Annotated in this window: 11 protein-coding genes and 2 pseudogenes; 10 read left to right on the top strand and 3 right to left on the bottom strand. The window is 68.0% G+C overall.

Annotation, left to right across the window (positions count from 1 at the left end; genetic code table 11):
- Nucleotides 1-62: 62 nt before the first annotated feature.
- The gene (locus N8I87_RS14525) at nt 63-245 is read right to left on the bottom strand and encodes an Arc family DNA-binding protein (RefSeq protein WP_263208936.1); all 183 of its coding nucleotides are present in this window, start codon (nt 243-245) and stop codon (nt 63-65) included.
- A gap of 38 nt (nt 246-283) precedes the next feature.
- On the opposite strand from N8I87_RS14525, the gene N8I87_RS14530 reads away from it, so the two are divergent.
- On the top strand, nt 284-1,552 hold the full coding sequence (locus N8I87_RS14530) for an RNA-guided endonuclease InsQ/TnpB family protein (RefSeq protein WP_263208937.1): 1,269 nt from the start codon (nt 284-286) through the stop codon (nt 1,550-1,552).
- Here the strand turns inward: N8I87_RS14530 and N8I87_RS14535 are convergent.
- Nucleotides 1,476-2,715 (bottom strand): annotated as a pseudogene (locus N8I87_RS14535) (IS110 family RNA-guided transposase). The gene N8I87_RS14530 and the pseudogene N8I87_RS14535 overlap by 77 nt on opposite strands.
- A gap of 673 nt (nt 2,716-3,388) precedes the next feature.
- Here N8I87_RS14535 and N8I87_RS14540 point away from each other — a divergent pair.
- Nucleotides 3,389-4,292: pseudogene (locus N8I87_RS14540) on the top strand (ribokinase).
- Nucleotides 4,293-4,524: 232 nt separating this feature from the next.
- Here the strand turns inward: N8I87_RS14540 and N8I87_RS14545 are convergent.
- Nucleotides 4,525-4,965 carry a hypothetical protein gene (locus N8I87_RS14545; RefSeq protein ID WP_263208938.1) on the bottom strand — a complete coding sequence of 147 codons (441 nt, stop codon included), beginning with the start codon at nt 4,963-4,965 and terminating at the stop codon, nt 4,525-4,527.
- A gap of 354 nt (nt 4,966-5,319) precedes the next feature.
- Here N8I87_RS14545 and N8I87_RS14550 point away from each other — a divergent pair, with 354 nt between their 5' ends.
- The 8 genes from N8I87_RS14550 (at nt 5,320) to N8I87_RS14585 (ending at nt 12,849) form a co-directional block, all read left to right on the top strand.
- On the top strand, nt 5,320-5,652 hold the full coding sequence (locus tag N8I87_RS14550) for a hypothetical protein (protein WP_263208939.1): 333 nt from the start codon (nt 5,320-5,322) through the stop codon (nt 5,650-5,652).
- 34 nt (nt 5,653-5,686) lie between these two features.
- On the top strand, nt 5,687-5,998 hold the full coding sequence (locus N8I87_RS14555; protein ID WP_263208941.1) for a pore-forming ESAT-6 family protein: 312 nt from the start codon (nt 5,687-5,689) through the stop codon (nt 5,996-5,998).
- A 63-nt stretch (nt 5,999-6,061) separates the two neighbouring features.
- A complete protein-coding gene (locus N8I87_RS14560; protein WP_263208942.1) occupies nt 6,062-6,463 on the top strand; it encodes a DUF6507 family protein in 402 nt (133 codons plus the stop codon).
- Nucleotides 6,460-9,072: a hypothetical protein gene (locus N8I87_RS14565; protein WP_263208944.1), complete on the top strand. Its 2,613-nt coding sequence runs from the start codon at nt 6,460-6,462 to the stop codon at nt 9,070-9,072. The genes N8I87_RS14560 and N8I87_RS14565 overlap by 4 nt, the downstream gene beginning before the upstream one ends.
- 126 nt (nt 9,073-9,198) lie before the next feature.
- A complete protein-coding gene (locus N8I87_RS14570) occupies nt 9,199-9,945 on the top strand; it encodes an immunity 49 family protein (protein ID WP_263208946.1) in 747 nt (248 codons plus the stop codon).
- The gene (locus N8I87_RS14575; protein WP_263208947.1) at nt 9,942-10,226 is read left to right on the top strand and encodes a hypothetical protein; all 285 of its coding nucleotides are present in this window, start codon (nt 9,942-9,944) and stop codon (nt 10,224-10,226) included. Before N8I87_RS14570 ends, N8I87_RS14575 begins: the two co-directional genes overlap by 4 nt.
- A 16-nt stretch (nt 10,227-10,242) precedes the next feature.
- Entirely contained in the window at nt 10,243-11,631 is a 1,389-nt protein-coding gene (gene eccD / locus N8I87_RS14580; protein WP_263216467.1) for a type VII secretion integral membrane protein EccD, read from the top strand.
- A gap of 429 nt (nt 11,632-12,060) precedes the next feature.
- Nucleotides 12,061-12,849 carry a CpaE/TadZ family protein gene (locus tag N8I87_RS14585; protein WP_263208949.1) on the top strand — a complete coding sequence of 263 codons (789 nt, stop codon included), beginning with the start codon at nt 12,061-12,063 and terminating at the stop codon, nt 12,847-12,849.
- The last annotated feature ends 31 nt before the right edge of the window (nt 12,850-12,880 follow it).

Here is a 12,880-nt window from a genome sequence, read left to right on the forward strand (position 1 = left end):
GATCCGACGCTACCGGGTCTATGCGCAGTGCACCGGGCTTCGGTCCGGTGGCGAAGCGAATCTCAAGGCTGCTCTGACCTCGGCTGTGTGCACGGATCTGCACTGTCCACCTCGGCGGGCGCGGCGGTGCGGGCGGCCTCAAGTAGATGAACAACTTCAGAGTTCAGGGACCGATGCTCGCGCCTGCCCTGTTCCACGAGCCACGTGTGAAGGTCGTCTGGGATACGGAGAGAGAAACGGATCATGGCGCCACTCTAGCGCCATGATTGGTATGATGTGGACCATGCAGCTTCGGTACAGCTTCCGCCTGTATCCGAGCACCGGTCAGCGCACGGCGTTGGCGAGGGCGTTCGGGTGTGCGCGGGTGGTCTACAACGACGCGCTTCGCGCTCGGGAGACCGCCCGCGGCGAGGGCACGCCGTTCCCGAAGACCGGCGAGTTGTCGAAGCTGCTCATCACCGAGGCGAAGAACACCCCGGAGCGGGCCTGGCTCGGCGAGGTGTCGGCGGTCGTCCTTCAGCAGTCCCTGAGGGATCTGGACACCGCGTACCGGAACTTCTTTGACGGGCTGAAGGGCAAGCGCCCGCGCATGGGGGCACCCCGGTACAAGTCCAGGAGGGACACCCGGCAGACCGTCCGGTTCACCGCGAACGCCCGCTGGTCCATCACGCCGGGGCAGAAGCTACGCCTGCCGAAGATCGGCGATCTCAAGGTGAAGTGGTCGCGCACGCTGCCGTCTACCCCGTCCACGGTGACCGTGGTCAAGGACAGCGCGAGCCGGTACTTCGCCTCGTTCGTTGTGGAGACCGGGCCGTTTGAGGTGCTGCCGGTGGCGACGTCCGAGTTGGGTATCGACCTCGGACTTGGGCACTTCGCGGTCCTCTCCGACGGCACGAAGATCGACAGCCCGCGCTTCCTGCGCCGGGCTGAGAAGCGGCTAAAGAAGGCGCAGCGGGACCTGTCCCGCAAACAGAAGGGCTCCAAGAACCGGGACAAGGCCAGGGTCCGTGTCGCTCGCGAGTACGCGCGGGTGGCCGATGCGCGCCGCGAGTTCCATCACCAGCTCTCCACGAAGCTGATCCGCGAGAACCAAGCGGTCGCGGTGGAGGACCTGGCGGTGAAGGGACTCGCCCGCACGCGCCTGGCCAAGTCGATCCACGACGCCGGATGGTCGGCGTTCGTGAGCATGCTGGAGTACAAGGCCGCACGGCACGGCCGGACGTTCGTCCGTATCGGCCGCTTCGAGCCGACCTCTCAGGTGTGCTCCGTGTGCGGCGTCAAGGACGGCCCCAAGCCCCTGCACGTCCGTGTGTGGACGTGCAGGGCATGCGGGGCGGTCCTGGACCGGGACATCAACTCGGCGGTCAACGTCGCCAAGGCGGCCGGACTGGTCGTGTCAGCCCGTGAAGCGCAGGTAAGACCGGGACTCGTCCCGGCACCGCGCGGCGAAGCAGACATCCGATGCGGAAGAACTGTCAAGCGGCATCCGCTAGTTGAGTGTCTGATGGGGCGGCGAAGGCCACCGTTTCGCTGTAGTGGACGCGGTGGGTGAGGCAGTGGTGGAGGCAGCCGAGCATGCGGTTGAAAAGGTTGCGCTGAGCGGCGGTGTGGCGGTCTCCGGCCTTGCGGCGGCGGTCGTAGTGGGCTCTGGCGCCGTCTGAGTGGGCCATGGCGGCGAAGGCCCACACGTAGCCGACACCGGCCAGTCGCTGGTTCTTGACCCGGCGGGCAAGGACGGCCACGCTCTTGCCGGAGGCCCTGGTGATCGGGGCCGAACCGGCGTAAGCCTTGAGGCTTTTCGCGTCGGCGAAGCGGGATCGGTCGTCGCCGATCTCGGCGAACACCCGGGCGCCGCTGAGCGCGCTGAGCCCTGGGAAGCCGGTGATGATCTCGGCGTCCGGGTGCTGCTTAAAAGACTCCATCGCGGCCTCGGCGAGGTCGTCGGCGCTGGCGCAGGCGGCATCCAGCTGCCGCAGCAGGGCGAGGGTCTGGCGGCCCATGGCCTCTTCGACCAGCGGGAGCTGGCGCATCTGCGGGCGCGCAGCGCGGTCTGGAGACGCTCTGCCTCTGCATCGATGGTGTTCTTGCGACCGGCCTTCTTCAGCAACGACCGCAACTGGGCGCGGGTCAGCTGGGCGGCCTGGCCGGGGTGGGGGCGGCCGCAAGCAGGACGCGGGCGATGGGGTGGCAGACGCCCTCGCGGCGCACGCCGACGGAGGCGAGGAAGCCGGGGAAGTACGCGCGGAGGTGCGAGGTGAGCTTGTTGGCGGCCTGGGTGCGGTCCCACACGGCGTCCTGCTGAGCGCGGGCGAGGACCGCGATTGCCTGGGCGAGCTCGGAGTCGGCCGGCAGCTGGCGGTGGGCGGCGGCGTCGGTGCGCAGGATGTTCGCGAGTACCACGGCGTCGAGGTGGTCGGACTTCTTGCGGGAGACCGCATGCCGGTCGCGGTAGCGTGCTGCGGCCAGCGGGTTGATCGCGTAGATGGGGCGGCCGGTCGCGCGCAGGCAGGCGACCAGCAGCCCGCGGGAGGTCTCGATGGCCACCGGAATGGGAGCTTCGGCGCTGTCGCCGTGCTCGGTAAGCATCTGCAGGAGGTGGGCCAGGCCGTCGGCGTTGTCGTCGATACGGGCCTTGTCCAGTAAGGATCCGGCGTTGTCGACCAGGACGACGTCGTGGTGGTCGCTGGCCCAGTCGATGCCGCAGAACACGCTCAATACGGTTCACGTCCTCTCGGGTGAGTCGCGTATTTTGGCTGGTCACAGCCGTGCGGGGCACGCGTCTCCCTAATGGCAGGGCTCGATGGCCCGTCATCCGATTAGCCGTTCGTGACCCCAGCGACCTGCAGGGTCCTCAGTCTTGAGAAGAGCTCGATGGCTCCTGAACAGGTCAGAGGTGATCCCTGCGAGCGGCTCGGACCATGAACGTCAACGGTCTGATCATGTGATCGGTCACGTTGCCGACCACGAGCGCCAGCACCCGCCGGTCTTTTTCAGGGGCTCAAGCCCGGATCAACGGAGGGCATCGTGCTGACGCCGGTGTCCGGCAACGTGACCGGGACGGCGGGAGAAGCGGCGGCTCGACTCTGCATTCAAGGGGTCCTGGCCCCGGGAACCCACGACGAGTACAACCCGTCCCTCCCGCCATCGATCGGAGTCAGAACCATCGAGCCACTCTCGATTTCAGGGTTCATCCACCTGGGTCAGGACGAGGCTTCTCCGGCTCCAACTGCTGCCCATTGGGAACCCACCCGACACCGCAGCCTTCAACGGCGCGGTAGGCGGGAATCGCCGTCCTTCAGGGCGGCGAGGATGTCAAAGGGGGCCTGTGACAGCCCGGGAAGCCCACGGGCAACCGGCACAGCCCAACCAGTCGAGCAGGAGTCCTCACATGTACGACTACGACCTCCTGGTCGTGGGATCGGCCAACGCCGACCTGGTGACAGGTGTCGAACGGCGTCCCGGTGCCGGAGAGACGGTGCTCGGCGGCGACCTGGCCGTCCACCCCGGTGGCAAGGGCGCCAACCAGGCGGTCGCGGCCGCCCGGCTCGGGGCCCGTACGGCCCTGCTGGCCCGGGTCGGGGACGACGCCCACGGCCGGCTGCTCCTGGAGTCGCAGCGGGCGGCCCGTGTCGACACGGTGGGGGTGCTGGTCGGCGGCGCGCCGACCGGGGTCGCGCTGATCACGGTGGACCCGTCCGGGGACAACAGCATCGTGGTGTCACCGGGTGCCAACGGCCGCCTGACGCCGACGGACATACGGGCCGCAGGGAGCCTCTTCCACGCCTCCAGGGTGGTGTCGGCACAGCTGGAGATCCCTCTTGAAACGGTCGTGGAGGTCGTACTCAGCCTCGCCCCCGACAGCCGCTTCGTCCTGAACCCCTCCCCGCCGCGCCCCCCTCCCGATCGAGGTGCTGGCCGCCTGCGACCCACTGATCCTGAACGAGCACGAGGCGAGGGTCGTCCTGGGGGACGCCTGCGTGAGCGAGAAGCCCGAGGACTGGGCGCGGCTGCTGCTGGCGAAGGGCCCGCGGTCGGTGGTCGTGACGCTGGGCGCACAGGGCGCGCTGGTGGCCGACGCCCGGGGCATGACGCGCGTCCCGTCCGTGAAGGTGGCCGCCGTGGACACCACCGGCGCGGGCGACGCGTTCACCGCGGCCCTGGCCTGGCGGCTCGGGACGGGCGCGTCCCCCACGGAGGCGGCGGCCTATGCGACCCGCGTCGGAGCCGCCGCCGTAACGAAGCGGGGCGCACAGGAGTCGTTCCCGACGGCAGAAGGGGTCGCAAGGCTCTGAAGAGCCGCCGAAAAGCTTCAGCAAGCCTCGGACAGCTTCGAGGGGGCCCGATCCGTCGACCAGGCCCCCTCGGCTCTTCCCCTCCGTATCAGAACCCCCGCGATCCCCCCGGATCCCCCTCCAGAAGTCCTGATGACAGGTACGACACGGCAGGTGGGAGAAGGGTTGTACGACATCTTCAAGATTTTTTGTCAGCTGCGTCTGCTGCGGGGTCTGCCGATCCTGCCCTGTTCTACTTGACCAAGTACTCGCAGGGCTTGGAACTCTTGCCGCCGTTGTTGTCGGCGACCCGCTTGCCGTCGACCTTGATCACGCAGGCGGCCATCTTCAGCATTCCGCCGCCGGCCTGGACCGGTCCGGGACTGACTGACACGAGGTAGCCCACCGTCTGCTCGGCCCCGGTGAGTTCAATCGTCTCGGTCTTCGTCCATGGCAGCTGATGCGTCTCGAAGGCGTTGCTGTTCAGGTTGTACATGATCCTCGTGGAGCCCGAACCGGGGACCTCCAGCGTCACGGTGTGCTTCTCCCCGTCCGCTGCCGCTGTCGGCGATGCGCTCCGGGACTCCGCCGCCTTGCCACCCTTGGCACCGGCATCGCCCGCGGTGTCGCTGCCGCACCCGGTCAGCAGCGTGGCTGCAATCAGTACTGCCGTAGCCGTGAAAGCGCTTCGCATGTTCCCCGTTCCTTCAGCTCTGTTTCCTGTCGCGAAGAAGCGACGTCCAGAGATCCCATCATGGGATGCTCTCGCCCACGCGATTCTCGCCCTCGTCCTGATCGTTCGCGTGCGCGCCCCCGACCTTTTCCACTGCTTCCACTGTGATCCGCAACGCGATCACCCTGCGTGTGACCCCAAGCCCAACCGGTCGCCTACCGGCGCTCCATGACGCCCCGTCCGCCATCGCGATCACGTTCCGACGTTGTCCGGATCGCGTCACATCGGGACCAAGTACGTTGCCGCTGCGATCACTTGCGTTGCAAGATATCCAAACAGGCTTTTGATTCTGACGTGATGCACGGGGGTGGACACGTGAAGTTCGACATGGGATCGACGACCCTGTCGGAGCTCGGCAAGAGCACGGTCGGTTCCAGTGACGACCTGGGCACGCTGATCCGCTGGCTGATCCAGGCGGCGGAGCCGTTGGAGGGGAAGTTCAACGGGTCCGGCAAGGTCGCCTTCGACTCGTTCAAGTCCCGGGCGGACGAGATCACCAACGCGCTCAACAGCTCGCTCGGCGCGATCCTGGGGGGTCAGAGCGGCATGGACACCGCCTTCGGCAGCGGTGACGTGGAGACGCATGACAACGCCAACAAGAACATGGGCGCGGCCAACTTCGACGCGGCCCGCTTCGGCGCGCGATAGGCATCAGAGCCACTACGACAGGGGGATTGTGACGATGGGTCAGAACCAGGACCGCCTCTCCTACGACACCGGCGCCTCCAGCGAGGTGCAGGGCAGTCTGCAGGGCATCATCGGCCAACTGGAGCGCGTGCTGGGCGACCGGGACCGCGCGGTCAAGGCCGCCATGGCGGACTTCCAGGCCGACGGGGTCTCGGACGAGTACCACGGCAAGGAGGTCCGCTGGAACCACGCCGCGACCGAGGTCCGCAACATCATCCACCTCGTCCGCAGCACGCTCGAGGAGAACGACGGCACCGCCCAGTCGACAGTGGCGAAGGCACGGGCGGCTGTCGACAACATCGGCTGACCGCGGGCTTGTCACGGCGATGCGATGACAGCGACAACTGCGTGAATTCAACGGGGGTTCGACATGCCGACGTGGGACATCTCGCCCTCGGGCGTCCAGCACGTACTCAACGAGACCGGAAAGGCGGCCGAGGGGCTCTCCAACACCGGTAAGGCGCTCGGGGAGACCATGACGAGCGCTGCGAGCTCGTCCGGCACCATCGTGCCCGGCAACCAGGTGCAGTGCGGGATTCAGGGACCGGTCGCGGCGGCGCTGGGTGAGTTCCTCCAGGCGTACCAGAAGGACCTGATGTACGTGGCGATGCGGACGTCGAACTCCATCAACGGGGCGGCCACCGCCACCAACGAATACGTCAAGGGGAACCAGGAGATGGCCGCGCAGGCGCAGGCTGCCGCGCTCAAGGAGCCAGTGCCCGACCTGCCCGGGAGTAAGGGACAGGCCAAGGGATCTCAGGGGGGTCAGTGAGCCCGGACCTCATCGACCCCGAGGGCATACCCGTCTTCATCGGCGACCTGGAACAACTCAGCACCGACGCTCTGCTGCTGACCGCGGAGGCGTCCGCCTTCCGGTTCGCCGGGGCGGACGTGCACGGCAAGTTCCAGGGGCTGTCGGCCTGTTACTCGGCACCGGAGGCGGAGCAACTGTTCGCCACGACCGCTCCCGTGGCGGCCAAGGCGGACAAGTTCGCTGACGACCTGGAGAAGGTGGGCGCGGCGCTGAGCGCGTACGAGGCGGAGATCCAGCCGCTGGTGGCCAAGCTCAAGAGCCTGAGGGCGCGCGCCGAGAACTTCCGTGCGGACATCGCGGGCGACGACCATTGGCTCGAGGACAACGACAAGGTCCAGCTCAACAACGACCTCTTCTACGACGTCAATGTCACCCAAATGGCCTTCTGGCAGGCCGAGCGCACCTGCCACAACAAGATCACGGCGCTGGTGCACGGCACGACGCTGATTGTCGAGGATGGCGCGCAGGAACGTCTCGTCAAGCGAGGTACATCCACCTACGGCTTCACCAAGGACCTCCTCGACCAGTCCGACGACCTGCCCTGGGGCAGGACGGTCGAGAAGGAACGGCATGGTCTGGACTGGCTGGGTCACCAGATCGTCGAGTTCGGCAAGGGCTTCTTCGTCGACGGCGTGTGGGGCACCATCCGCGGGCTCGGCACGCTGGTCGGCTTCGACGGACTTGACGCGATGGGCGAGGCCTGGACACATCTGAGCAAGCTCGCGACCGGTATCGCCATCACGCTCACCCCGCTCGGGACGGCGTACTGGGCGGCCCCCGACGACAAACTCCCCTCCTACCTGCGGGAGTCCCGCCAGACGGTGACCGAGACCGGCAAGGCGCTGGTCGCCTACGACCAGTGGGGCAAGAACCCGGCCCGGGCCGGCGGTGCGGTCACCTTCAACGCGCTCACGACCATCTTCACCGGCGGCGCGGGCTCGGCGACGAAGAGTGGCGCCGTCGCCCGGACGATCGGCGCGCTCGGCAAGACGGGGCGGTGGGTCGACCCGATGACGTACGTCGGGAAGGCGGCGAGGTTCGGCACGGTGAAGGTGGCGGACCTTTTCGGAAGCCTGAAGAACTTCAAGGCGGGCGCCTACACGGACGTCCTCTCGGGGGCGGGGAAGGTCCAGCCGGACGGCAGCGTACTGAGGACCGCCGACGATGTCCCGGTCGTGGTCGGCAACCACATCGAGTGGCCTGACGGGACGCGTCTGAACCTGGACGACGGGTCCGTGATCAGGGCGGACGGCACGCACGCGGCGGCGAAGGTGGAGCTGTCGGCGGCGGACCGGGCAATGCTGGAGCGGAGCCTGCCGCATGGGGATGCGGCGCTGGTGGGAGCCGGGGACGGTGCGGCGGCACATGTCGGCGGGGATTCGGCGGCGCGTGTCGGAGGCGATACGACCGCACACACCGGCGGGAATGCCTCCGGGCACGCCGGCGACACGTCCGGGAGCCCCGGGACCTCACATGCTGCCGACTCAGTGGCGCCGAGGTCCGCGTCTGGATCTGCCGAGAACGGCCATGCCGCTGCTGGAGCCGGCGGACACGGAGGCGACAGCCCAGACGATCTCGGGCGGACCGGCGACGACACGCTCGACGGCGGAGCGGACGGCGTACACGAGCCGGATCCGAATGCCTCAGCCCGGCAGGTGAGTCCTGCACGCCCCAGCTTCATGCGGGACGGTGACACCCCCTACGGCCCCAGGGGCACTCTCACCCCGGATCAGATCAAGGAGATCCAGGTCTACCGCGCCAATCACGAGCCCGGGTACTTCAAGAAGTACTACATGATCGACGGCCGGCGGCTGAACACGACAATCAAGGACGAGAGCGGGTTCGTACCGGTACAGCTGGACGTGGACCCCGCTACGAAGATCAAGACGGCTGCCTCGGATGCCCCGCCGCCCATCCCGCACAAGCACGTTGCTGGCTCCGAGGTGACGCGTGGACGACATGAGGTACGGAACGACGACACTCTTCGGACATTGGACGACGAGGCTGCCCACCGAAGGAGCTCGATCGACTATTCCGGCAGTGCCGAACGGCATCGGGATCTCCTCCGAGGATCGGCAGACGATTTCGCACTGCGAGATGTCGGCAACGAATACAAGGCCGCGATGCACGAACGCACCAAAGCGGCAGAAGCCTTTGGCGAGGCGGTCGCCGAGCACCAAGTTATCTCCGAGCTGTACCCGAACTCCACTAAGGAGACGCTGTACGGACCAGCCAACGGCAACGACCAGTTCGATCAAGTCTGGCGTCGTCCTGACGGTGGGTTTGCCGTTGTCGAGGCAAAGTCCACGACCAATACAGATCTGGGCTCTCGCCGAATACCTCCAGAGGATGGCGGCGGAAGGGCCATGCAGGGCACCCGCGAGTACTTCTTAGACATTCTAAAAGAGATGCGCCTTCGAGGCCGCGAGCACCCCAGTGAGGTTTTGTTGGCGGATGAACTCGAACATGCCCTGGCTCACGGCAAGGTCGATTACATCCTCGTCAAGGGGAAGGTCGATGGCGCCGAGTATGCTGGCTACGAAATGTACAAGTTCGACATCGGGTAACGGGAGCGTTCTGTGACATTGAGGGTGACTCGGCACGGCCGCCCGGGACCTGACGACCAGGCGTACGCACTGAGGTTGGGCGAAGGGGTTGCCCGATCCGTCTCGGCTCTTGAGCAGTCACCGCGCATGTTCGACCTTGCGTTGAGTAAGGCGATGACTCATGTTCAGGCGCGCTTGGCAGTCAATCCGGATGCGTCCGAGTTGGCTACCTGGGAGGCCGTTGTCACGGCAATGCAAGTGAGTTCCGCGATGTTCGCCGCAGCCAGGGAGACCGAGGGAGTCATCGAATGCCGAATCGATGACCGGACGCGGGCAATTCCGGCAACCGGTCCACAGCCCTACATCAAGGCGGGAAACTGGCTCACGGCGTTCTGGCTGTCCATTGTGTGCCGTGAGCAGGCTCGCATGACCCTGCTGTGCAACGTCTCGATCGACACATTGCGTGCATCAGGAACCGAGTACGACGAGTACGTCTATCACTGGATCGACTCCCTCCAGACGTACTGGTTGGAGCGTCCAGGTCTGGGTGGCAAGCTGATCGCCGCGATTCAGACGTCCTCTCCTGAGGTCTCACGGGTCGCCGACCGGGACTTGTTGGACAAGATCCTTTACCAGCCGATCAGTCTCTTCCATCAGTTCTTGCGCAAAGATCACGCTGGCTTCAACCAAGCCCTTCTCGAAGCCCTGGAACTCCACAAAGCGTTCTGGACCGCAACGGACGAGAGGGAGCGAACCGTCGAGGGCTACGTCGCGCTCGGCCCCCTCGCCATTGCCTGCCTGGCCTACGACGCCGGCTTTCCGATCGATGTCGAATCCGACTATATCCCCGGCGAGTTGCTGAACCGCGCCTGGCTCGGAGAGTTCCCCACGTGACAGCCCAGGACTACGACAGTCAGTTGCTGGAGTCCGTCGCCGTGCGGCGTCGCCGTCTTCGCGATGCCCTGCTCTTCGGGACCCAGCGGCAACGTCGTTCCGTGGACGAACGGGTGGGAAAGGTCTTCGCCGGAGTCGTGATCGCCGCCGTGTTGTGTGCCGGGTGTGTGGGGTGGTCGTTCGTGTCGCATCGGGTCATCGGGAAGAGTCCCTACGGGCAGGCCACCGTGGGGCCTTCGGCCGGGGTTGCCACGCCCACCAACTCCCCTTCCACCCGGTGATAGGTTCGAACACGTGATGTCTGCGGGGGCCTTGAGTCATACGGCGGACAGTGGGACCGCGGTCGTCCTGAGTCGCGTCACCCTGGTCGGGGAGCGTCGTCGTATCGATCTCGTACTGCCTGCGCGGGAGCCGGTCGGGCTGTTGTTGCCCGAGATCCTGCGGCTGTTGGACGACCGGGTGGGCGAGCGGCCCGAGTTGCGGCATCTCCTGACCCCGGACGGGTCCGCGCTCGACCACGGCAGCACCCTTGAGGCCGCCGGCGTCCGCGATGGTGCCGTGCTGCGGCTGGTGCGGGCCGAGGATGCCCCGTCCGCGCCCGTCGTGCACGACGTGAGTGACGAGGTTGCGGAGGATCTCGGTGGCCGGTCCTGGCGGTGGGGGCCCGGATCCCGGCACATCACCGCCGGGCTTGCGACCGTGGGTTGGGCCGGCGCTGCCGCCTTGTTCGCGCGGACCGCTTACGACCCTTCCGTCGTCGCGGGCGCGCTGCTCGCCGTGGCCGTCGTCGCCGCTCTCGCCGGGGCCCTGCTCGGGCGGGCCCGGCAGCGGCGCGGGCTCGTCGCCACCCTCCTCTGCTCGGCCGGGGTGCTGGGCATGATGGGGGTGTCCTCGCTCGCCGACGGCCGCGGCTGGTCCGCCGCACCGCATGTGGCAGCGCTGGCCTCGGTGGGCGTCGTCACGCTGGTACTGCTGGGGTGGTTCACGGCGTTGGGGCGCGGTGGGCTGGTCGGTGCGGCGGCTGTCGGTGTCACCGTGCTCGGCTGGGAGGGTGTCGTCGCCGTGCAGTCGGGGGCGGGGATGGCCGGGCAGCAGGCCCGGGTGGGAGCCGTGCTCGCCGTCGCGTCCGTCGTGGTGCTCGGCCTGCTGCCGCGTCTCGCGCTCATGGCCTCCGGGTTGGCCGGGCTCGACGACCGGCGGGCCGGTGGGGTCTCAGTGAGCCGGTACCAGGTGTCCGCGGCCCTGGCCGCCGCGCATCGCGGGCTGGTGCTCGCCACGGTCGCCGTGACCGTGTCGGCGGCGCTGGCGGTGATGTGGGCCTTGCGTGCCCCCACGGTGTGGACCGTGCCGCTCGCCGTCGTCACGGCGGTGGTGATGATGCTGCGGGCCCGGGCTTTCCCGCTGATCGCCGAGGTTGTGGGGTTGCTGGCGGGCGGCGCCCTGGTGGCCGTGAGGCTGTTGTGGGTGTGGGTGGAGCGGTCCGGCGCTGCGGGGCCGGCGCTGGTCGTGCTCGCGGTGCTGGCCGTGCTGCCGCTGGCCGTGCTCGTGGTGCAGCCCGCCGAACATGTGCGGGTACGGCTGCGGCGGGCGGGTGACCTGCTCGAGTCCGTGGGCGTCATCGCGCTGCTGCCGCTGCTCATCGGAGTCTTCGGCGTGTACGGGCGTCTGCTCGGCACCTTCGCTTAGGAGACGGGACGGCATGACTCAGGGGGAACAGGAGCAGGAACGGCAGGGCGGCGGCGACTGGCAGTACGACGTGCTGCGGCAGTTGGGGCAGAGCGGACAGCAGGGAACGTCGGCGCGTACCGGCGAGCCGGCCCTGCGTCTCGTTCACTCCGCCAGTCCCGAACCTCCGCAGGAGACCGCCGTACGGCTCGGACCCGCGCCAACGGACCCCGTACGACCCGAGCACCGGCCGGCCCCGCCCGCGGCCACTCCTCACCCCGCCCCCACGCCGCCTAAGCAGCCCCCGTCGCCCCCACCCCGACCCCGGAATCCGTCCCCACCGTCGACCCCCGCCTCGCCATAGCCCTCGGCCGCCCCCAGCACGGCGACTCCCTCACCCACCGCACCGGCCGTACCCTCCGCCGGCTCGCCTCCTCCACCTCCCAGGACGTGACCGAGCAGACCCGGATCGCCAAGGAGTTGCAGCAACCGGTGACCACTGGGCGGGTCATCGCCGTCACCTCCATCCGCGGCGGTGTCGGCAAGTCGACTGTCGCCGCGCTGCTCGGCCGTACCTTCAACCACTACCGGCACGACCCGGTGCTCGCCCTGGAGGCGGACGCCGCGCTGGGCACCCTGCCGGTGCGGATGGGCGCGGAGACCGTCCGCTGGTCATGCGGCGACCTCGCCCGGATCCTGACACCGGCCATGCAACTGACCGACATCACCGGATACTTGGTGCCCGTGTCCGAGGGCGGCTGGCTGCTGCCCGCGAGCCAGGGAAGGGTCGGTGCCCCTTTGGACGTACGGACGTACCGCACGGTGACCCTCGCGCTGCGGCGCTACTTCGCCGTGACGGTCGTCGACTGCGAGACGCTGCCCGGCGAGGTGGCCCGCACCGCGATGGACACCGCGCACGCCCGGGTGGTGGTCGCGCCGACGACCGCGGAGGGCGTCGACGGAACCCGTCAGGTCCTGGACTGGCTGGCCACGCTGCCGCATTCCGCCCTGGCGACGACGGTGGTCGCCCTCACCGCGAACTCGCCCGACATGATCCTGGATGTGAAGGCGGCCACCGCGCATCTGAAGGAGACGGGGGCCACCGTCGTAGTCCTGCCATACGACCGTCATCTCGCCGGCGGCGGGCCCATCCGCACGGATCTGCTCGGCCGTGCCACCCAGGACGCGGCACTCGGACTGGCGGCGGAGGCGATGCACAGGGCGGTGAGGGTCCGGTGACATCGCACAGCACTGCCGCCCGACCTGCCCG

The sequence above is a fragment of the Streptomyces sp. HUAS 15-9 genome (assembly GCF_025642155.1).
Lineage (GTDB): Bacteria > Actinomycetota > Actinomycetes > Streptomycetales > Streptomycetaceae > Streptomyces.